General features: G+C 72.7%; 17 protein-coding genes. 12 read left to right on the plus strand and 5 right to left on the minus strand.

Translation table 11 applies throughout. The features are described from left to right. The 5 genes from ACFTWP_RS01875 to ACFTWP_RS01895 all read left to right on the plus strand — a co-directional run bounded on the left by ACFTWP_RS01875 (position 1) and on the right by ACFTWP_RS01895 (position 5,950). Positions 1 to 930 (plus strand): carbohydrate ABC transporter permease, encoded by a 930-nt coding sequence (locus ACFTWP_RS01875; RefSeq protein ID WP_380261556.1) that lies wholly within the window; start codon positions 1 to 3, stop codon positions 928 to 930. Then, a complete protein-coding gene (locus ACFTWP_RS01880; RefSeq protein WP_380261558.1) occupies positions 923 to 1,786 on the plus strand; it encodes a carbohydrate ABC transporter permease in 864 nt (287 codons plus the stop codon). The genes ACFTWP_RS01875 and ACFTWP_RS01880 overlap by 8 nt, the downstream gene beginning before the upstream one ends. 20 nt (positions 1,787 to 1,806) lie before the next feature. Next, on the plus strand, positions 1,807 to 3,162 hold the full coding sequence (locus ACFTWP_RS01885) for a GH1 family beta-glucosidase (protein WP_380261613.1): 1,356 nt from the start codon (positions 1,807 to 1,809) through the stop codon (positions 3,160 to 3,162). 412 nt (positions 3,163 to 3,574) lie between these two features. Continuing rightward, complete coding sequence (gene gcl, locus ACFTWP_RS01890) at positions 3,575 to 5,356, plus strand: glyoxylate carboligase (RefSeq protein WP_380261559.1); 1,782 nt, start codon at positions 3,575 to 3,577, stop codon at positions 5,354 to 5,356. A 147-nt stretch (positions 5,357 to 5,503) separates the two neighbouring features. Further along, on the plus strand, positions 5,504 to 5,950 hold the full coding sequence (locus ACFTWP_RS01895) for a GNAT family N-acetyltransferase (protein ID WP_380261560.1): 447 nt from the start codon (positions 5,504 to 5,506) through the stop codon (positions 5,948 to 5,950). Between the two features lie 97 nt (positions 5,951 to 6,047). Here the strand turns inward: ACFTWP_RS01895 and ACFTWP_RS01900 are convergent, their stop codons facing one another. Next, positions 6,048 to 6,941, minus strand: coding sequence for a hypothetical protein (locus ACFTWP_RS01900; protein WP_380261561.1), 894 nt, complete (start codon positions 6,939 to 6,941; stop codon positions 6,048 to 6,050). Between the two features lie 28 nt (positions 6,942 to 6,969). Further along, positions 6,970 to 8,781 (minus strand): protein kinase, encoded by a 1,812-nt coding sequence (locus ACFTWP_RS01905; RefSeq protein ID WP_380261562.1) that lies wholly within the window; start codon positions 8,779 to 8,781, stop codon positions 6,970 to 6,972. A gap of 289 nt (positions 8,782 to 9,070) precedes the next feature. Between ACFTWP_RS01905 and ACFTWP_RS01910 the strand changes: the two genes are divergently transcribed. Beyond that, positions 9,071 to 9,559: a glutathione peroxidase gene (locus ACFTWP_RS01910; RefSeq protein WP_380261564.1), complete on the plus strand. Its 489-nt coding sequence runs from the start codon at positions 9,071 to 9,073 to the stop codon at positions 9,557 to 9,559. A gap of 146 nt (positions 9,560 to 9,705) precedes the next feature. Here the strand turns inward: ACFTWP_RS01910 and ACFTWP_RS01915 are convergent, their stop codons facing one another. Then, on the minus strand, positions 9,706 to 10,638 hold the full coding sequence (locus tag ACFTWP_RS01915) for a LysR family transcriptional regulator (RefSeq protein ID WP_380261566.1): 933 nt from the start codon (positions 10,636 to 10,638) through the stop codon (positions 9,706 to 9,708). Between the two features lie 83 nt (positions 10,639 to 10,721). On the opposite strand from ACFTWP_RS01915, the gene ACFTWP_RS01920 reads away from it, so the two are divergent. The 6 genes from ACFTWP_RS01920 to ACFTWP_RS01945 all read left to right on the plus strand — a co-directional run bounded on the left by ACFTWP_RS01920 (position 10,722) and on the right by ACFTWP_RS01945 (position 18,149). After that, positions 10,722 to 11,426 carry a succinate dehydrogenase cytochrome b subunit gene (locus tag ACFTWP_RS01920; RefSeq protein ID WP_380261568.1) on the plus strand — a complete coding sequence of 235 codons (705 nt, stop codon included), beginning with the start codon at positions 10,722 to 10,724 and terminating at the stop codon, positions 11,424 to 11,426. Next, positions 11,423 to 13,408, plus strand: a complete 1,986-nt coding sequence (locus ACFTWP_RS01925) for a fumarate reductase/succinate dehydrogenase flavoprotein subunit (protein ID WP_380261570.1) — start codon at positions 11,423 to 11,425, stop codon at positions 13,406 to 13,408. Before ACFTWP_RS01920 ends, ACFTWP_RS01925 begins: the two co-directional genes overlap by 4 nt. Then, on the plus strand, positions 13,405 to 14,139 hold the full coding sequence (locus ACFTWP_RS01930) for a succinate dehydrogenase/fumarate reductase iron-sulfur subunit (RefSeq protein ID WP_380261572.1): 735 nt from the start codon (positions 13,405 to 13,407) through the stop codon (positions 14,137 to 14,139). The genes ACFTWP_RS01925 and ACFTWP_RS01930 overlap by 4 nt, the downstream gene beginning before the upstream one ends. A 112-nt stretch (positions 14,140 to 14,251) precedes the next feature. After that, the gene (locus ACFTWP_RS01935; protein ID WP_380261574.1) at positions 14,252 to 14,935 is read left to right on the plus strand and encodes an epimerase; all 684 of its coding nucleotides are present in this window, start codon (positions 14,252 to 14,254) and stop codon (positions 14,933 to 14,935) included. A gap of 237 nt (positions 14,936 to 15,172) precedes the next feature. Further along, positions 15,173 to 15,844 carry a DUF4232 domain-containing protein gene (locus ACFTWP_RS01940; protein ID WP_380261576.1) on the plus strand — a complete coding sequence of 224 codons (672 nt, stop codon included), beginning with the start codon at positions 15,173 to 15,175 and terminating at the stop codon, positions 15,842 to 15,844. 139 nt (positions 15,845 to 15,983) lie between these two features. Continuing rightward, positions 15,984 to 18,149, plus strand: coding sequence for a restriction endonuclease (locus tag ACFTWP_RS01945; RefSeq protein WP_380261578.1), 2,166 nt, complete (start codon positions 15,984 to 15,986; stop codon positions 18,147 to 18,149). 303 nt (positions 18,150 to 18,452) lie between these two features. On the opposite strand, the gene ACFTWP_RS01950 is transcribed toward ACFTWP_RS01945, so the two are convergent. Together ACFTWP_RS01950 and ACFTWP_RS01955 are read right to left on the minus strand one after the other, a co-directional pair. Further along, complete coding sequence (locus ACFTWP_RS01950) at positions 18,453 to 19,067, minus strand: HNH endonuclease family protein (RefSeq protein ID WP_380261615.1); 615 nt, start codon at positions 19,065 to 19,067, stop codon at positions 18,453 to 18,455. A gap of 313 nt (positions 19,068 to 19,380) precedes the next feature. Further along, positions 19,381 to 19,638 (minus strand): FTR1 family protein (locus ACFTWP_RS01955; RefSeq protein WP_380261580.1); only part of this gene is annotated, 258 nt, incomplete at its 5' end.

The following is a 19,638-nucleotide window of genomic DNA, read 5'->3' on the forward strand; positions in this document are numbered from 1 at the left end:
GTGCGAGAGCGACTGCGCCGACTGCGCCACCCCCGAGGGGCTCTGCCCTACCTGCTTCTGCTCCCCGCCCTCGCGCTGGAGCTGCTGATCCACCTGGTCCCCATGGTGGTCGGCATCGTGATGAGCTTCAAACAGCTCACCCAGTTCTTCATCCGAGACTGGTCGGCCGCACCCTGGACCGGCCTGGGGAACTACCGCATGGCGGTGGACTTCAGTGCGCCGGTCGGCCAGTCGCTCCTCAACTCGTTCTGGACGACGTGTAGTTTCACGATCCTGTCGGTGGGCCTGTCCTGGCTGCTGGGCACGGCGGCGGCGATCTACATGCAGGACGCGTTCCGAGGACGGGGCATCCTGCGGGCCCTGTTCCTCGTCCCGTACGCCCTGCCGGTCTACGCCGCCGTGATCACCTGGTCGTTCATGTTCCAGCGCGACACCGGACTGATCAACCACGTCCTGGTCGACCAGCTGCACCTGATGTCGGAAAAGCCGTTCTGGCTGATCGGCGACAACAGCTTCACCGCCCTGGTCGTGGTCTCGGTCTGGAAGTCCTGGCCGTTCGCCTTCCTCACCCTGATGGCCGGCCTGCAGAACATCCCCAAGGAGCTCTACGAGGCCTCCTCGATGGACGGGGCCGGCGTCTGGCAGCAGATCCGCCGGATCACCCTGCCCTCGCTGCGCCCGGTCAACCAGGTGCTGGTGCTGGTGCTCTTCCTGTGGACCTTCAACGACTTCAACACGCCGTACGTGCTGTTCGGGAAGTCCGCGCCGGAGGCCGCCGACCTGATCTCCATCCACATCTACCAGTCCTCCTTCGTCACCTGGAACTTCGGTGTCGGCTCGGCGATGTCCGTGCTGCTGCTGCTCTTCCTGCTGCTGGTGACGGCCGTCTACCTGTTCCTCACCTCACGACGGAGGGACGCCGATGCCTAAGGCCCCCGTCTCACCGATGGCACCCCCGGCCTCGTTCAAGTGGTCCCGGCGGATCTTCCTGCTGCTGCTGTCGATCTTCGTACTGACCCCGCTGTTCGTGATGGCCAGCTCCTCGTTGAAGCCGCTGCAGGACGTCCAGGGAGCGTTCTCCTGGATCCCGAGCAGCTTCACCGTCCAGCCGTACATCGACATCTGGAGCACCGTCCCGCTCGCCGACTACTTCGTGAACTCGCTGATCGTCTCGGTCAGCGCCACCGCCTGCTCGGTGGTGATCGCGATCTTCGCGGCGTACGCGGTCAGCCGCTACCGCTTCCGCGGTCGCAAGCTGTTCACCGTCACGGTGCTCTCGACCCAGATGTTCCCCGGCATCCTGTTCCTGCTGCCGCTGTTCCTGATCTTCGTCAACATCGGCAACAGCACCGGCGTCGCGCTGCTCGGCAGTCGCGGCGGGCTGATCCTGACGTACCTCACCTTCTCGCTCCCGTTCTCCATCTGGATGCTGGTCGGGTACTTCGACTCCATCCCGCGCGACCTCGACGAGGCCGCCGCGGTGGACGGCTGCGGACCGCTGCGCACGCTGCTGCGGATCGTCGTACCGGCCGCCGTCCCCGGCATCGTGGCCGTCTCGGTCTACGCCTTCATGACCGCCTGGGGCGAGGTGCTGTTCGCCTCCGTCATGACCAACCAGACCACCCGCACCCTCGCCGTCGGCCTCCAGGGCTACGCCACCCAGAACAACGTGTACTGGAACCAGGTGATGGCCGCCTCCCTCGTGGTGAGCATCCCCGTGGTCGCCGGCTTCCTCCTCCTGCAGCGCTACCTGGTAGCCGGCCTCACCGCCGGAGCTGTCAAGTGACCATTCCCGAAAGGCATTTCGTGAACGACCTCAGTGCTCTCCCCGACGACTTCATCTGGGGCGCGGCCACCGCCGCCTACCAGATCGAGGGAGCCGTGGACGAGGACGGCCGCGCCCCGTCCATCTGGGACACCTTCTCCCACACCCCTGGGAAGGTCGACAACGGCGACACCGGCGACGTGGCGTGCGACCACTACCACCGCTGGCCCGAGGACCTCGGCCTGGCCGGGCAGCTCGGTCTCGACGCGTACCGGTTCTCGATCGCCTGGCCGCGGATCGTGCCGCAGGCCGACGGCCGGGTGAACCAGGCGGGCCTGGACTTCTACGACCGGCTCACCGACAGCCTGCTGGAGAAGGGCATCACGCCCTTTCCCACCCTGTACCACTGGGACCTCCCGCAGGCCCAGCAGGACCGCGGCGGCTGGCCCGTCCGGGAGACCGCCGAGCGCTTCGGCGAGTACGCGGAGGTCGTCGCCGGCGCCCTCGGTGACCGCATCACCAACTGGGCGACCCTGAACGAGCCGCTCTGCTCGGCCTGGATCGGCCACCTGGACGGCAACATGGCGCCGGGCTTCAAGGACCTCGACGCCGCCGTGCGCGCCTCCTACCACCTGCACCTGGGCCACGGCCTGGCCGTGCAGGCGCTGCGGGCGGCGATCCCGAACGCGAACATCGGCATCGTCAACAACCTCAGCCCGGTCCACCCCGCCACCGACAGCGAGGGCGACCACCTGGCCGCCCGGCGTGCCGACGGCCACATCAACCGCTGGTGGCTGGACCCGATCCTGGGCCGCGGCTACCCGCAGGACATGGTGGAGCTGTACGGCGTCGAACTGCCCGTCCGGGACGGCGACCTGGAGCTGATCAGCGCGCCGCTGGACTGGATCGGCCTGAACTACTACTTCCGGCAGATCGTCACCGGCGACACCACCGGCCCCGCGCCGCACTTCCGGCAGGTGCCGGGCCCGAACGTCGAGCACACCGCGATGGACTGGGAGGTGCACGGCCCCGGCCTGGAGCAGCTGCTGATGCGCCTCACCGAGGACTACGGCGTGCAGAAGATCTACGTCACCGAGAACGGCTCGGCGTACCAGGACGTGGTCGGCGCCGACGGCTCGGTGCACGACCCGGAGCGCACGCAGTACCTGGAGGAGCACCTGGCCGCCTGCGCCCGCGCCGTCCGCAAGGGCGCTCCGCTGGCCGGGTACTTCGCCTGGTCGCTGCTGGACAACTTCGAGTGGGCCTACGGCTACGACAAGCGCTTCGGCCTCGTCCACGTCGACTACAAGACGCAGCAGCGCACGGTGAAGACCAGCGGGCGCCGCTACGCCGACCTGATCGCCGCCCATCGGCTGCGCGGCCGCCAGGCGGCCTGAACGACCCGGTCCGCCCCCGGCGGTCCGGTCACGCGGTGCCCCGATCCTGCGGCGGTGGCATCGGGACACCTTCCGACGAGCCGGTTCCTCCCCCTTGCGGGGGCGAGGGGCCGGCTCGTCGGCGTTCCCGGCCGGGTCTGCGGCGGCCCGGCAGGATCGACGGGGCGTTGCATCAATCGACGAGGCCGGAGGGCCGCAGGGGCCCGCGGCCTGTAGGAAGCCCGCCTGGTCGAGGGGGCGGGGAGGTGACAGCCTGGCCCTTCCGCAAACTACAACATTCTGTTGAACCGCCCTTGACGGCCGCGCGGACCTGACCGTACGTTGTTTCCGCATACCAAAACCGTTCTTCCGTATCGTGGAACTCAGGAGATGAGCCCTCCGACCCACAACGGGCCGACGCAGGAGAAACCCGATGCCTCGAATGACAGCCGCCCGCGCGGCAGTGGAGATCCTCAAGCGCGAAGGCGTCGAGGTCGCGTTCGGCGTGCCCGGCGCGGCGATCAACCCCTTCTACGCCGCGCTCAAGGCGTCCGGCGAGATCCGCCACACGCTCGCCCGGCACGTCGAGGGCGCCTCGCACATGGCGGAGGGGTACACCCGCACCAAGGCCGGCAACATCGGCGTCTGCATCGGCACCTCGGGCCCGGCCGGCACCGACATGATCACCGGGCTGTACTCGGCGATCGCCGACTCGATCCCGATCCTGTGCATCACCGGCCAGGCCCCGGTCGCGAAGCTGCACAAGGAGGACTTCCAGGCCGTCGACATCGCCTCGATCGCCAAGCCGGTCACCAAGGCCGCGACGACCGTCCTGGAGGCCGCGCAGGTCCCCGGCGTCTTCCAGCAGGCCTTCCACCTGATGCGCTCCGGGCGCCCCGGCCCGGTCCTGATCGACCTGCCGATCGACGTCCAGCTGACCGAGATCGAGTTCGACCCCGAGACCTACGCGCCGCTGCCGGTCTACAAGCCGTTCGCGACCCGCGCGCAGATCGAGAAGGCGATCGGGTTCCTGCTGGCCTCCGAGCGCCCGCTGATCGTCGCCGGCGGCGGTGTCATCAACGCCGACGCCTCCGAGCTGCTGGTCGAGTTCGCCGAGCTCACCGGCACCCCCGTCATCCCGACCCTGATGGGCTGGGGCATCCTCGCCGACGACCACGAGCTGAACGCCGGCATGGTCGGCCTGCAGACCTCGCACCGCTACGGCAACGCCAACCTGCTGGCGTCGGACTTCGTCCTCGGCATCGGCAACCGCTGGGCCAACCGCCACACCGGCGACCTCGCCGTCTACACCAAGGACCGCACGTTCGTCCACGTCGACATCGAGCCGACCCAGCTCGGCAAGATCTTCGCCCCGGACTTCGGCATCGCCTCCGACGCCAAGGCCGCCCTGGAGCTGTTCGTCGAGGTCGCCAAGGAGCTCAAGGCCGCCGGCAGGCTCCCCGACCGCAGCGAGTGGGCCGCGTCCACCCAGGAGCGCAAGGCCACCCTCCAGCGCCGCACGCACTTCGACAACGTGCCGATGAAGCCGCAGCGCGTCTACGAGGAGATGAACAAGGCCTTCGGCCCGGAGACCCGCTACGTCACCACCATCGGCCTCTCCCAGATCGCCGGCGCGCAGATGCTGCACGTCTACAAGCCGCGGCACTGGATCAACTGCGGCCAGGCCGGCCCGCTCGGCTGGACCATCCCGGCGGCGCTCGGTGTCGCCACCGCCGACCCCGAGACCCCGGTCGTCGCCCTGTCCGGCGACTACGACTTCCAGTTCATGCTGGAGGAGCTGGCCGTCGGCGCCCAGCACCGGATCCCGTACGTCCACGTGCTGGTCAACAACGCCTACCTGGGCCTGATCCGACAGGCGCAGCGCGGCCTGGACATCAACTTCCAGGTCAACCTGGAGTTCGAGAACATCAACTCCCCCGAGCTGGGCGTCTACGGCGTCGACCACGTCAAGGTCGTCGAGGGCCTGGGCTGCAAGGCCATCCGGGTCACCGAGCCGGACCAGCTGCTGCCCGCCTTCGAGCAGGCCAAGAAGCTCGCCGCCGAGTTCCGCGTCCCGGTCGTCGTCGAGGCGATCCTGGAGCGCGTCACCAACATCTCGATGGGCGCCGCCGGCATCGACGCCATCAACGAGTGGGAGGAGCTCGCCACCGAGCCCGGCCACGCCCCGACCGCCATCAAGGCGCTCAAGTCCTGACCCACGTCAGCACCGCTGCACAGCAGCGGAGTCGACCACCCGTACGGGCCCCCGGTACTGCCGCGAGCAGTGCCGGGGGCCCGTACGGCCGTGCGCCCGCGTAAGGTCGTGCCGTTCGGACGGCCCCACCCGCGGAAGGCGGCACCCATGACCCAGGACGGCGTCAGCATCGACAGGCTCTCCGCCGCGGACCGCGCGGAGTGGGAGGTCCTCTTCCGGGGCTACCTCGACTTCTACCGGCGCGAGATCACGCCGGAGATGTACGAGCGGGCCTGGACGGCGTTCCTCGACGACACCGTGATGCACGCCTTCGGCGCCCGGGTCGACGGCCGGCTGGTCGGCATCACGCACTTCCTCGTGCACGCCAACACCACCGCGCCGGACGTCTGTTACCTCCAGGACCTGTTCACCGCGCCCGAGGCCCGCGGCCGCGGCGTCGGCCGGGCACTGATCGCCGCGGTCACCGAGTGGGCGCGCGAGCGTGACTGCAGCCGGGTCTACTGGTCCACCCAGGAGACCAACGCGACGGCCCGGCGGCTCTACGACCAGGTGGCGGTCAACCGGGGGTTCATCCTCTACCAGATCACCCTCTGAGCCCGGCGGTCCACTCGCCGCCGGTCCGCTCCCCGCCGGTCAACTCCCCGCCGGGCGGGCGCCGTTGCCGCAGGTCGGCGGGGAGCGGATCCCGTGGTCAGGGGCAGGAGTAGGTGAAGCTCGCCGCCGCCGTGTGCTGCCCGGGCGAGAGGATCTCGACCGTGGCGGTGGCCTGCATGGTGCCGTGGCCGTCGAAGGTCCAACGCAGCACCAGGTCGGCCTGCCGGGTGCCCGCCGGGACGGACTGCGCCAGCTCGCCGGACGAACTGCCGTCACTGCGCACCCAGCGGTAACGGACCGTACCGGCATGGCCGTTGGTCCGTGCCGTGGCCGTGACGACGGCGGCGCCGCCGCAGGGCGGACCGGCCGGGTCGGTGGCGACGGTGACCCCGGTGACGGCCAGCGGCGGGGCGTACCAGCGCCAGGCGAACAGGGCGAGCAGGGCCAGCAGGAGGGCGAGGAGGAGCAGCCCGCGCCGGCGCTTGCGGCGGACGGGCCGGCCGGGCTCCACCTCGCCGTGCCAGACGGCGGCTGCCGCCGCCGGCACGCCCGGGCCGAAGCGGCGCAACTCGCCATCGGCCAGCGGGCGTTCGTCCTCCGGGGTGACGGGCGGGGGCACCGGGGCGGCCGGGTGACCGGCGGGCGCGGGCGCGTCGAGTCGCCGGGTGGCGTCCTCCGCTGCCCCGAGGGTGCCGAGGGTCTGCGTGCCGCCCACCAGCGGCGGCAGCGCCATCAGCGGCGGGGCCGCCTGCTCGGGGGCCGCCTGCCGGGGGGCCGCCGACTCGGGGCCCGCCGGCTGCGGCGGGACGGCGGGCTTGGCCCAGACGGTCGGGTCCAGGACGGTGGCGGCGTCGTCGACGGACGGGCCGGCGGCGGACTGGCCCGCGGACGGCGCCCGGCGCAGCTTGGCGGTCCGCTCGGCGGCGTCCTCGTCGAGCCGGACGGTCTGCGCCTCGTCGGGGTCGGTCGGGGGCTTTCCCGGTGTGGTCATGCTGCCCTCCTGGGCGTGTGGTTCCGGCTCAGCGGGGCGGGTTGCAGGTGTAGGCGTTGACGTCACGGTAGAGGACGGGGACGACCCGGCTCGGCTCGGCGGCGGGGCTGGTGGAGATCTGGAGCCCCCAGATCGGGTAGGTGTCGGCCGAGCCGAACACGTGGGGATAACTGGCTCCCTTGAACCCGGTGGACCCCTTCGGGATCACCACCGTCTGGGTGGCGGCCACCACCGGGGCGGTTCTGGCGGACACCCGGTGGATCCAACTGAGCGTCAGCACGACGTCGGCGGCGCCGTCCGTCTGCACGGTCACCGATGCCTTCGTGTCGTACGGGCCTCCGCAGGTGAACGCGTCCAGGCTGAGGTACGTCACCCGGGCCTTGACCGGCGGCGGAGCCACGGTGGCGCTCGGGGTGGTGGCGGTCGGGGTCGGCGGGGCCGGTGAGGTGGCGGGGGCCGTGGGCTTTCCGGTCGCGGTCGGGGCCACGGTCGGCGGCCGGGTGGTCACGGTGGCGCCGGGGGTCGGAGCGGCCGAGAGCGACGCGGACGGCGAGGGCGAGGCCGAAGGCGAGTCGGTGGCGGTGGGGTCGGACGTGGGCGCGCCGGTCGGCGGCGCGGCGGACGTCGGCAGGCCCGCGCCGAGCGTCGTGGTGGCCACCGGCGACGGGTCCGCCAGGACGGTACGGGCGTCCCGGTCGCTCGACCCGGCGACCGCCACCCCGGCGAAGGAGCCCGCGACCAGCAGGCCCACGCCGGCGCCGGCCAGCACCTTGGCCCGCCGGCCGAGTCCGCTGCGCCGGACGGCCCGTGCCCCGTCCAGCCCGGCCTGCGGACCGGGTCCGGCCGGCGGCGGTCCGCTCTGCGCCAGCGAGGTGTGCGCCAGCGCCGTTCCGCCGTCCCCGGCGCCCGCGCCGCCCCAGGGCAGCAGCATCGCCAGCGCCAGGACCAGCGCGGCGAGCTCGGCCCGGCCGCGCTCCTCCCAGTCCGGCCCGTAGCCGGCCACCGCGACGGCCTCCAGTTCGGTGACGAAGCTCGCGGCGCTGTCCGGGCGGGACGCCGGCGTCTTGGCGAGTCCGGCCCGGATCAGCGGCCGGACCTCGGCCGGCGCCAGCTCGTCCGGGATCGGCGCCTCGGTGTGCTGGACCGCCAGCTCGGCGATGGTCGCCCCGTCGTACGGGCGGGCGCCGGTCAGGCACTCGAAGAAGGTGACCGTCGCCGAGTAGACGTCGGCCGCCGGGGAGGCGGGCCGGCCGGCCCACTGCTCGGGGGCCAGGTAGGCGGGCGTGCCGGAGATGTCCCGGTCGTCGCCGCTGCGCACCGCGATGCCGAAGTCCACCAGCTTGGAGCTGCCGTCGGCGGCGACCAGCACGTTGCCCGGCTTGTAGTCGCGGTGCACGACGCCCGCCGCGTGCGCGGCGGCCAGGCCCAGCAGCGAGCCCTTGAGCACCACCAGCGCGGCCCGGGGCGTGGTGGCGCCCTCCGCGCGCAGCAGGGTGCGCAGCGCCAGGCCGTCCACCAGTTCCATCACGATGGCGCAGCCCCGGCTGCTCTCCACGTACTCGTAGAGCCGGGTGACGTACGGCGAGCGGAGTGCGCCGAGCACCTCGGCCTCGGCCCTGAGGTTGTCGCCGGCGGCCGAGCGGTTCAGGTACTTCACCGCGACCGGCGTCCCGGTGGCGTCGTGGGTGGCGAGCACCACCCGGCCGCTCGCGCCGGTGCCCAGCTCCCGGCCGTGCGTGTAGCCCGGCAGCACCCAGCCTCCGGTGCCGTCGGCCTGCTCCGCGCCCGCACCGGTCGCATCCGAACCCTCGGCACCCGTACCCGCAGCGTCGGCGTCCATCGCGACCGCCCCCCGTTCGTTTCCTGCCTCCACCTGCGCCGCACGGTGGTGCGGCCTCTGCAATCGACGCCGCCGGGGGCCCGCGGGTTCCCGTTCCGGGGCGCCGAAAGGTCACGGTTCGGGCGATTCGCACACCATCTCAGCCATTGCCGTCGGCAAGGACCTCGCGCACGGGGGTGAAACCGGGTCGCCGCGGCGGAACAGGCGGGTCCCGGTCGTGGTTGTGCGCCATGGCACCATCCGTGGAGACCGTCCCCGAACGATCCCGACCCGACCGAAGGAAACCCTCGTGAGCCTGTACGACATCCCGCTGCGCACGCTGTCCGGCGAGGCCGCCTCGCTCGCCGACTACAAGGGCAAGGCGCTGCTGATCGTCAACGTCGCCTCCAAGTGCGGGCTGACCCCGCAGTACGCCGGCCTGGAGCGGCTGCAGGAGCAGTACGGCGCGCGCGGCTTCAGCGTGCTCGGCTTCCCCTCCAACCAGTTCGCCGGGCAGGAGCCGGGCAGCTCGGAGGAGATCCAGACCTTCTGCTCGACCACCTACGGCGTCTCCTTCCCGCTCTTCGAGAAGACCGACGTGAACGGTGACGACCGGCACCCGCTGTACGCCGAGCTGACCAAGGCGGTCGACGCCGAGGGCCAGGCCGGCGACGTCAGCTGGAACTTCGAGAAGTTCCTGATCACCCCCGACGGCACGGTGGCGGCCCGGATCCGCCCGCGCACCGAGCCGGAGGCCGCCGAGGTCGTCGCGGCGATCGAGGCCGTCCTGCCGGCCTGATCTCCGGTACCCGACGGCGTGCGCCGGGCCGGCGCCGGCCGTCGGTCCTTGCCGTCGGTCCTTGCCGTCGGCGCGGGCCGGGCACTCCCCCGGAGTGCCCGGCCCGTACCCGTCGGTCCCGAGCGTCCCGAGCCTCCCGAGGCGGCTCAGTCCAGCAGCAGCTGGGTGCCGGGTGGCAGGGCGCCGGCCAGTGCCGCGTCCCGCAGGTGGCCGAGCAGGGTGGCGCGCAGTGCGGCGGCGGCCCGGGTCGGCGGGACTTCGGCGCCGTGCGCGACCGCGATCGTCCGGCCCAGCCCCCGACCGGCGAACGGGGTGACCACCAGGCCCGAACGGGCCGCGACCATCCCCGGCAGCACGGCGGGGCCGAGGCCCGCCCGGACGAAGCCGAGCACGGCGTCCATCTCGCCGCCCTCGACCGCGAAGACCGGCTCGAAGCCGGCCGCCCGGCACGCCCCGATGGTCGTCTCCCGCAGGTCGTAGCCCTCCCGGAACATCACCAGCGGGCGGTCGCGCAGCTCCTCGACCCGGACCCGGGACCGTCGGCGCGGCCCCTCGGTCGCCGCGACCAGGACGAGCTCCTCGTGCAGCAGCTCGGTGACGGCCAGCCCGGGGGCGGGCGCCTGCCCCGCGGGCGGGGTGATGATCAGCGCGAGGTCCAGCTCGCCGTCGCCGAGGCTGTTCACCAGGTCCCGCGAGCCGCCCTCCCGGACGACCAGCGTGACCTCCGGGTAGCGGTCGCGGAAGAGCCGCAGGACGTCCGGCACCAGGCTGGTGCAGAGACTGGGCGGCGCTCCCAGCCGGACCCGCCCGCGCCGCAGCCGGACGGTCTCCTGGACGGCCACCCGGGCGCTCTCGGTGTCGGCCAGGATCCGCCGGGCCAGCGGCAGCAGGGCGTCCCCGGCGTCGGTGAGGGCGATGTTGCCCCGGGTGCGGTGGAACAGGTCGGCTCCCAACTCCCGCTCCAGTGAACGGATCTGCTGGGAGAGGGACGGCTGCGCGACATGCTCGGCCTCGGCCGCCCGGGTGAAGTGGCGGGCCTCGGCGACCGCGACGAAGTAGCGGAGTTGTTGGAGCTGCACACCTCCCACGATAGGCCAGGACTATGGTGGTGAGCCGCATCATGTCTTGGACGTACCGTCCGGCGCTTCCTACCGTGGTCGTCATGGCACAGGCGACTCGGACGGGCCGTAGACCGTCCACTCTGGAGACCCTCTGGCGGTCGACCGTCGGCAAGAAGGCGGTGATGGCCGTCAGCGGACTGGTCATGCTGCTCTACCTGGTCTTCCACATGCTCGGAAACCTCAAGGTCTTCTTCGGCCCCGACGACATCAACGGGTACGCGGCCTGGCTGCGCACCCTCGGGCAGCCCTTCCTCGGGCACGGCTGGTTCCTCTGGATCGCCCGGGTCGGACTGCTGGCCGCCGTCGGGCTGCACGCCGTCGCCGCGTACCAGCTGAGCCGGCGCGACCTCGCCGCCCGCCCCGCCGGCTACGCGCACCGCAGGCGCCGGGCGAGCTACGCGACCCGGACGATGCGCTGGGGCGGGGTCATCCTGGGGCTGTTCATCGTCTGGCACATCCTGGACCTGACCACCCTCACCGTGAACCCGCGCGCCGAGGAGGGCCACCCGTACCAGAACATCGTGGCCTCGTTCTCGACCTGGTACAGCTGCGTGGTCTACATCCTCGCGATGCTGGCGCTCGGCCTGCACATCCGGCACGGGTTCTGGAGCGCCGCGCAGACCCTGGGCGCCAACAACGCCCGCCGGGACCGCGCGTTGAAGGCCACCGCCAACGGCCTGGCGCTGGTGCTGACCGCCGGATTCCTGTCCGTTCCCGTGGCCGTGATGACCGGAGTGGTGAGTTGAACACGCCCGACACCCGCAACGCCGACGCCCTCCGGGGCGGCGGGTACGCCGACTACCGCGTCGGGGACCCGGTGGCCGACACCACCGCCCCCGCCGGGCCGATCGAACAGCGCTGGGACCAGCGGCGGTTCGAGGCGAAGCTGGTCAACCCGGCGAACCGCCGCAAGCACACCGTGATCGTGGTGGGCACCGGCCTCGCGGGCGGCGCGGCCGGCGCGACCCTGGCCGAACAGGGCTACCACGTCGTGCAGTTCTGCTTCCAGGACTCACCTCGCCGGGCCCACTCGATCGCCGCGCAGGGCGGCATCAACGCCGCGAAGAACTACCGCAACGACGGCGACTCGATCCGCCGGCTGTTCTACGACACCGTCAAGGGCGGGGACTTCCGCGCCCGCGAGTCCAACGTCCACCGGCTCGCCCAGGTCTCGGTGGAGATCATCGACCAGTGCGTGGCCCAGGGCGTCCCGTTCGCCCGCGAGTACGGCGGACTGCTCGACACCCGCTCCTTCGGCGGCGTCCAGGTCTCCCGCACCTTCTACGCCCGGGGCCAGACCGGACAGCAGCTGCTGCTCGGCGCGTACCAGGCGCTCTCCCGCCAGATCGCGGCCGGGAACGTCGAGATGCACCCGCGCACCGAGATGCTCGACCTGGTGGTGATCGACGGCCGGGCCCGCGGCATCGTCGCCCGCGACCTGGTCACCGGTGAGATCTCCACCTACCTGGCCGACGCGGTGGTGCTCGCCAGCGGCGGCTACGGCAACGTCTTCTACCTCTCCACCAACGCCAAGAACTCCAACGCCACGGCCGTCTGGCGGGCCCACCGACGGGGCGCGTACTTCGCCAACCCGTGCTTCACCCAGATCCACCCGACCTGCATCCCGCGCAGCGGCGACCACCAGTCGAAGCTGACCCTGATGAGCGAGTCGCTGCGCAACGACGGCCGGATCTGGGTGCCGAAGGCCAAGGGCGACACCCGCCCGCCGGCGGAGATCCCCGAGCCCGAGCGGGACTACTACCTGGAGCGGATCTACCCCTCCTTCGGCAACCTGGTGCCGCGCGACATCGCCTCCCGGGCCGCCAAGAACGTCTGCGACGAGGGCCGCGGCGTCGGCCCCGGCGGCCAGGGCGTCTACCTGGACTTCGCCGACGCCATCGCCCGGCTCGGCCGCGACCAGGTCGAGGCCCGGTACGGCAACCTGTTCGAGATGTACGAGCGGATCACCGCCGAGGACCCGTACCGGGTGCCGATGCGGATCTACCCCGCGATCCACTACACCATGGGCGGACTCTGGGTCGACTACGACCTGCAGACCAGCCTGCCGGGCCTGTTCGCGATCGGCGAGGCCAACTTCTCCGACCACGGCGCCAACCGGCTCGGTGCCAGCGCGCTGATGCAGGGCCTGGCCGACGGCTACTTCGTGCTCCCCGCCACCCTCAACGACTACCTGGCCCGGCACACCGCCGAGCCCGTGCCGGCCGACCACCCCGCGATCGAGGAGGTGACGGCCGAGGTCACCGACCGGCTCAACCTGATCCTCGCGGTACAGGGCGACCGCACCCCCGACTCCTTCCACCGCGAACTGGGCGAACTCCTCTGGGAGGAGTGCGGGATGGCGCGCGACGAGGCCGGGCTGCGCCGGGCCCTGGAGCGGATCCCGCAGCTGCGGGACGAGTTCTGGCGCCGGATCAGGGTGCCGGGCACCGGCCAGGAGCTCAACCAGTCCCTGGAGAAGGCGAACCGGCTGGTCGACTACTTCGAACTCGCCGAACTGATGTGCCTGGACGCCCTGCACCGCACCGAGTCCTGCGGCGGCCACTTCCGCGAGGAGAGCCGCACGGCGGAGGGCGAGGCGGCCCGCAAGGACGAGGAGTTCTCGTACGCCGCCGCCTGGGAGTTCACCGGCACCGGCACCCCGCCCGTGCTCCACCGCGAGCACCTCGACTTCGAGTACGTCCACCCCACCCAGCGGAGCTACGCATGAACCTCACCCTGCGGATCTGGCGCCAGGCGGGCCCCGACACCGCCGGCTCGATGACCACCTACCAGGTCACCGGCATCAGCCCCGACATGTCCTTCCTGGAGATGCTCGACACCCTCAACGAGGAGCTGATCCTGCGCGGCGACACGCCCGTCGCCTTCGACCACGACTGCCGCGAGGGCATCTGCGGCGCCTGCGGCATGGTCATCAACGGCCGGGCGCACGGCCCGGAACGCACCACCACCTGCCAGCTGCACATGCGGCACTTCGAGGACGGCGACACCATCGACGTGGAGCCCTGGCGGGCCGCCGCGTTCCCGGTGGTCAAGGACCTGGTGGTGGACCGCTCGGCGTTCGACCGGATCATCGGCTCCGGCGGGTACATCACCGCCCCCACCGGCAGCGCCCCCGAGGCGCACGCCACGCCCGTCCCCAAGGAGGCCGCCGACACCGCCTTCGAGCACGCCGAGTGCATCGGCTGCGGGGCCTGCGTCGCGGCCTGCCCGAACGGCTCGGCGATGCTCTTCACCTCCGCCAAGGTGGTGCACCTCAACGTGCTCCCGCAGGGCGCGCCGGAGCGCGGCAGCCGGGTGCGGTCGATGGTGGCCGCGATGGACGCCGAGGGCTTCGGCGGCTGCACCAACACCGGTGAGTGCGCCACCGCCTGCCCCAAGGGCATCCCGCTGCCGAGCATCGCGGCGATGAACCGCGAGTACCTGCGCAGCCTGCGGTAGGTCGGATCCGGCGGACCGCGCCGGATCCCCGGCGAGGTCCGCCGGGCGCGCCCCGGGCGACGCGGGTACGGCCGCTCCCGGCTCCCGGCGCCCGAGCGCCTAGGCTGGGCCCGTGAACGTCATCATCTTCGGTGCGACCGGCATGATCGGCCGGGCCGTCCTGCGCGAGTGCCTGGCGGACGACTCGGTCGAGCGCGTCCTGACGATCGGGCGCACCCCGCTGGGCCTGGCCCACCGCAAGCTGCGCGACGTCCTCCAGCCGGACCCGTCGGACCTGTCGGACCCGGCGCTGGAGCTCGCCGGCTACGACGCCTGCTTCTTCTGCCTCGGGGTCTCCGCCGTCGGCATGAAGGAGGACGCGTACCGCCGGGTCACCTACGACCTGACACTCACGGTGGCGCGCACGCTGGCGGCCGCGAACCCCGCGCTGACCTTCGCGTACGTCTCGGGCGAGGGGACGGACAGCACCGAACGCGGCCGTTCCATGTGGGCGCGGGTCAAGGGGCGGACGGAGAACGAGTTGCTGCGGCTGCCGTTCAACGCGTACATGTTCCGGCCCGGGATCGTGGCGCCGCAGCGCGGTGTGGTCTCCAAGACGCGGCTCTACCGGACGGTCTACGCCGTGACCGGGCCGCTGCTGCACCTGCTCCGCCGGGTGGCGCCGAACCTCGTCACCACCGGCGAGCAGCTGGGCCGGTCCATGATCGCGGTCGCCACCCCCGGCGTCGACCCCGGGACCCGGATCCTCCGGCCCCGGGACATCAACCGGCTGGCCCTGGCGCTGCCGGAGGCCTGAGCGGCGCGCCGTGCCGTCCCGCCGCTCCGCGAGCAGGGTGCCGGGCGGCTGAAGGGCCGCCGGGGCAGGCGGCTCACCGCGGAGCCGGGCGCTGCCCGAAAGGGCAACGCCGACTGCCCGAACCGGCCGTCGCCGGCAGCCGCGTGCAACCGCCCGGTGGTGATCACGTGTCCTTGGCACCGCAAGCACCGTCCGGGGTTCACCGGAGCCCTGCAGACTTCTCCGGGAGGAGAACTCATGCGCGTTCGTCGAGTTCCGTTCACCGTCGCCCTCGCCCTCACCGCCGGACTGGCCCTCACGGCGTGCGACGACGGGGACAAGGGCCCGGACGCGGCGCCCGCCGCGACCGCCCCCGGCCCGGCCGGCGCCGCGACCCCGACCGGCACCGCGCCGACCGTCCCCGGCTCGGCGACCCCGAAGGCCTCCGGCTCCGCCGCCGTACCGGCCGGCACCAGGTGCACCGCCGCCGACCTGGAGATGAGCGTGCTCGGCCCCGACCTGATCGCCGACGACAAGCAGCCCGCCTACGCCTCACTGCACGTGGTCAACACCTCCACCCGCACCTGCACGCTGACCGGATTCCCGGGGATCCAGGTCTCCGACGACGCCGGCCGCAGTGCCACCCCGCTCACCGCCGACCGCAACACCGGATTCCCGGCGACCGCGGTCACGCTGAAGCCGAAGCAGATCGCCAACGCCAACCTGCAGTACAGCAACGTCAACGCCGGGGGCTCGCCGTCCGGCCGCCGGGTCTGCGCGGTGACCGGCGGCAAGGTCCAGGTGATCCTGCCGGACGAGACCCAGGCCAAGCAGGTCAAGGTGACCGGGGGCGTCGACGACAACACGCTCAACGTCTGCGGCAAGCTCTCGGTGCAGCCGTTCCAGGGTGTTCCCGGCGCCAACGGCTGAGCTCGACCGGCCCACCGGAGCGCCGCCGTCCCCCGCCGCTTGGAAGATCCACCCGCCCACGTTCTATTGTTGCCGCGCGGCCACACCGCGGCCGGGCGGCCGGCCGGGGCGCAGGCGGCCGTGGACCGAAGGGGTGGACGTGGCGGGGCGGCGGAACAACGGAGTGCTGGCGGTCTGGGCGGAGGCGCAGCGACAGCAGCAGCGCCGCGAGGAGGCCCGGTGGCGGGCCGACGCCGCCGAACAGCGCCGGCAGGAGCGGGAGTCCCGGGAGGCGCAGCGGACGGCGGCGCGCGGGGAGCGCGAGGCGCTGCGGGCGTACCAGCAATCCCGGGAGGCGGAGGCCGCCCGGCGGACGGCCGAACTCGACACCCGGGTGACGGAGTTGCGCGAGGTGCTGCGGACGGGGCTGGCGCAGCCGGCGTTCCGGCCGGCCGCGCTGCTGACCCCGGGCCAGGTACCGCCGTTCGAGCCGGGCCGGCTCGGCGTACCGGTACCGATGCCCGACCAGGCGCAGTACCAGGTGCAGCCGCCGGACGCGGTGCAGGCCCGCAACCCGGCGATCCGCCGGCAGTACGAGGAGTACCTGGCGCAGGCCCGGGCCCGGTTCGAGCAGGACTGGTACCGGGCGCAGGCGGCCGAGGCCGACCGGCAGCGCCAACTCGGCGAGTACCACGGGCAGTACCTGGCCTGGGTCGCCGAGCACCGGCGCCAGGACGAGGAACGCGGCTCCCGTACGCGGGAGCTGCTCGACCGGCTGCGCGGCGGCGAGGCCGACGCCGTCCAGGAGTACTTCACCGCGGTGCTGTACGCCTCGGCGCGCTGGCCCGAGGGGTTCCCGCACAACCTGGTGGCGGCCTGGGAGGCGTCCACCCGCCAGCTGGTGGTGAACTGGGAGCTGCCGGGCGCCGACGTGGTGCCGGCGAGCGCCCGGGTGCGGTACGTGAAGTCGGACGACCGGGAGGCCGAGGTCGCCCGGCCCGCCACCGAACGCAAGGCGCTGTACCGGGAGGTGCTGGCGCAGAGCGGCCTGCGGGTGGTCACCGAGCTCTTCCGGGCGGATGCCGACGGGCTGCTCAGATCGGTGGTGCTGAACGGTTTCGTGCACGGCATCGACCCGGCCACCGGGCGGGAGGCGGAGCGCTTCCTGTTGACGGCGACCGTCACCCGGGCGGAGTTCTCCGCGCTCTCCCTGGACCGGGTGGCGGCCGTGGAGTGCCTGCTGGGGCTCGGGGGCAGGCTCTCGGCCCGGCCCGAGCGACTGGACGAGGTGAAGCCGGACCGGCTGCCGCAGACGGTCGGCGGCAGCCTCGCCGGCCAGGGCGGCGAGGACGAACCGGACCTCTTCGAGATGGACCCGATCGAGTTCGAGGAGCTGATCGCCGAGCTCTTCCGCGCCCGCGGCTACCGGGTGATGACGACCGCGCGCAGCGGCGACGCCGGGGTGGACGTGGTCGCCGAGGACCTCGACCCGGTGACCGGCGGCCGGATCGTCATCCAGGCCAAGCGCTACCGCTCGACGGTCTCCCCCACCGCGGTCCGCGACCTGGACAGCACCGTCCGCCACCACGGCGCGATCAAGGGCATCCTGGTCACCACCGCGGGCTTCGGACCGGGCTCGTACGACTACATCCGCAACAAGCCGCTGAGCCTGGTCACCGGCCCCGAACTGGTGGAGCTGCTGGCCGAACAGGGGCTGCGCGGGCGGCTGGGCCCGGCCCCGCGGGGCGCCGCCGGGGCGACGGGTCCGGCCGGTGCCGCCGCCGGGGCGGCGCCCGACCAGGGGGCCGTCGGAGCCGTCCGGCTGGAGGTCAGCTGGCAGAGCCGGACGGTGGCCGGGGACCCGGTGGAGCTGGACGTGTCGGCCTTCCTCTGCGCCTCGGGCCGGGTGCTGAGCGACGAGCACTTCGTCTTCTTCAACAACCCGCAGGACCCGGACGGGGCCGTGTGCCTGCAGCCCACCCACTCGGTGGCGGGCCAGCCGGCCCGGGGCGCCGCGCTGACCGTCGACCTGGCGCGGCTCGCGCCGGAGGTGGACGAGGTGGTGCTCGCCGTCTCGACCGAGGAGGAGACGCCGCCCGCGCTCCCGCTCGGCTACGTGCACGGGCTGGCCGTACGGGCGGCGCTCGGCACGGCCGCGACCGGCCCGGAGCACTGGGCGGGCGGCACCTCGGGGATCTCCGACACCGCGATGACGGTGGGTTCGATCCGCCGCACCGGCGCCGGCTGGAGCTTCGAGGCCGCACCCGATCCCGTCCGGGGCGGGCTGGCGGGCCTGGCCGCCCGCTGGGGCGTCGCCGTCGAGTAGTCGGGGGCCGCGGCGGCCGGGGCTTCCCGGGCCGGGCGGCCTTCCGAGGCGACGCCATCGACCCGAACGGCCTTGTGCACCGGTGCGGTTCGGCGATCGCGGTGCGAGAACGTGACAGCCGGCCCCCGTCACGCGGACGGGGGCCGGCTGTCACAGGGCACTACCGGGTCGAACCGGCCGTCCTGCCGGCCGAGTTCGTTCCGGCGACGCAGGGCCAGGAGGTCACGGACGCCCTGCGCATCGTCAGGACGCCCTGGGCACGGGGGAATTCAGACCACGGGCCCGGCGGCGCGAGCAGCGGGCTCAGCAGCCGGCGAGCAGCGAGGTGAGGGCGCTCTTCTCGGCGCTGTCGACGGTCAGGCCGTAGTAGTACTTCACCTGCACCCAGGCGCGGGAGTAGATGCAGCGGTAGGAGGTCTGCGGCAGCCAGTGCGCCGGGTCCTGGTCGCCCTTGCTGCGGTTCGAGGAGGCCGAGACCGCGATCAGCTGGGGGCGGGTCAGGTCGTTGGCGAGGGCCTGACGCTGCGCGGTGGTCCAGGCCCAGGCGCCGGAGCGCCAGGCCTCGGCCAGCGGGATGAGGTGGTCGATGTCGAAGCTCGACGCGCTGGTGGTGGTGACGTTGTCGTAGGCGGAGGTCCAGTTGCCGCTGACCGAGGCGCAGGCGGAGTCGGTGACCACGTTGCTGCCGTCCCGCTTGAGGACGGTCTCCCGGGTGTTACAGGCGCCGGAGATGGTGATCCAGTGCGGGAACAGCGCCCGGTCGTAGGTGTCGGCGTGGGCCTCGGCGGCGACGGTGAGCGCGGCCAGGTAGCTGCGGGCGGTCGCCCCGGACACCGGGGTGGGAAGGGCGGCCTGGGCGCTGCCTGCACCGGCCAGCAGGGTGGTGACGGCGAGCAGGAGGGCGCCGACGGCGGCCATCAGGGCACGGCTCAGGGAGCGTATCTCGGGCATGCGGAACTCCAGGGGACGAGAGCAGGCGGAGGCGCCCGGGGCGGCATCCGCCCGGGTGGACAACCAGCTTGGCGCCCTGGGGGTTTACGCGGGTAGACCTGGGAGGTTAATTTTTGACAGCTGCTCAACAAAGCCCCTGCCGCGGCACGGCTCCGCACCCCCGCCGGACACCTGCCGCCCCTTCGTTCCGGACTGGCCCGGCGGTGAACGCACCGCGCCCCGCCGGGCGTTGGCCGGGCGGGGCGCGATGGGGGTACGGGCGGGGGCTCGGTGGGCTCGGTCAGGCGGTCCCGGTGTTCTGGTTGCTGCTGCTGGCGGTCGAGGTGGTGCCGGTGCTGACGGTCGGGGTGCCGCTGGTGGTGGCCGGGGGGCGGGTGAAGAGGCCGAGGAAGATGGCGAGGGTGGGCAGGAGGTAGGCGGCCCAGACGGTGAGTTGCAGGACGGTGGGGTCGGGCTGGAAGTTGAAGACGCCCTTGAGCAGGGTGCCGTACCAGCTGTCCTTGGGGATGGTGCTGCTGATGTCGAAGGCCTGGGCGTG

The organism is Kitasatospora sp. NPDC057015, assembly GCF_042673745.1.
Classification (GTDB): domain Bacteria; phylum Actinomycetota; class Actinomycetes; order Streptomycetales; family Streptomycetaceae; genus Kitasatospora.

Excerpts from the sequence above, each read along its gene's own strand:
- ACFTWP_RS01880 (WP_380261558.1), top strand. The coding sequence starts at position 923 with ATGCCTAAGGCCCCCGTCTCACCGATGGCACCCCCGGCCTCGTTCAAG.
- gcl (WP_380261559.1), top strand. The coding sequence starts at position 3,575 with ATGCCTCGAATGACAGCCGCCCGCGCGGCAGTGGAGATCCTCAAGCGC.
- ACFTWP_RS01895 (WP_380261560.1), top strand. The coding sequence starts at position 5,504 with ATGACCCAGGACGGCGTCAGCATCGACAGGCTCTCCGCCGCGGACCGC.
- ACFTWP_RS01900 (WP_380261561.1), bottom strand. The coding sequence starts at position 6,941 with ATGACCACACCGGGAAAGCCCCCGACCGACCCCGACGAGGCGCAGACC.
- ACFTWP_RS01905 (WP_380261562.1), bottom strand. The coding sequence starts at position 8,781 with ATGGACGCCGACGCTGCGGGTACGGGTGCCGAGGGTTCGGATGCGACC.
- ACFTWP_RS01920 (WP_380261568.1), top strand. The coding sequence starts at position 10,722 with ATGGCACAGGCGACTCGGACGGGCCGTAGACCGTCCACTCTGGAGACC.
- ACFTWP_RS01930 (WP_380261572.1), top strand. The coding sequence starts at position 13,405 with ATGAACCTCACCCTGCGGATCTGGCGCCAGGCGGGCCCCGACACCGCC.
- ACFTWP_RS01940 (WP_380261576.1), top strand. The coding sequence starts at position 15,173 with ATGCGCGTTCGTCGAGTTCCGTTCACCGTCGCCCTCGCCCTCACCGCC.
- ACFTWP_RS01950 (WP_380261615.1), bottom strand. The coding sequence starts at position 19,067 with ATGGCCGCCGTCGGCGCCCTCCTGCTCGCCGTCACCACCCTGCTGGCC.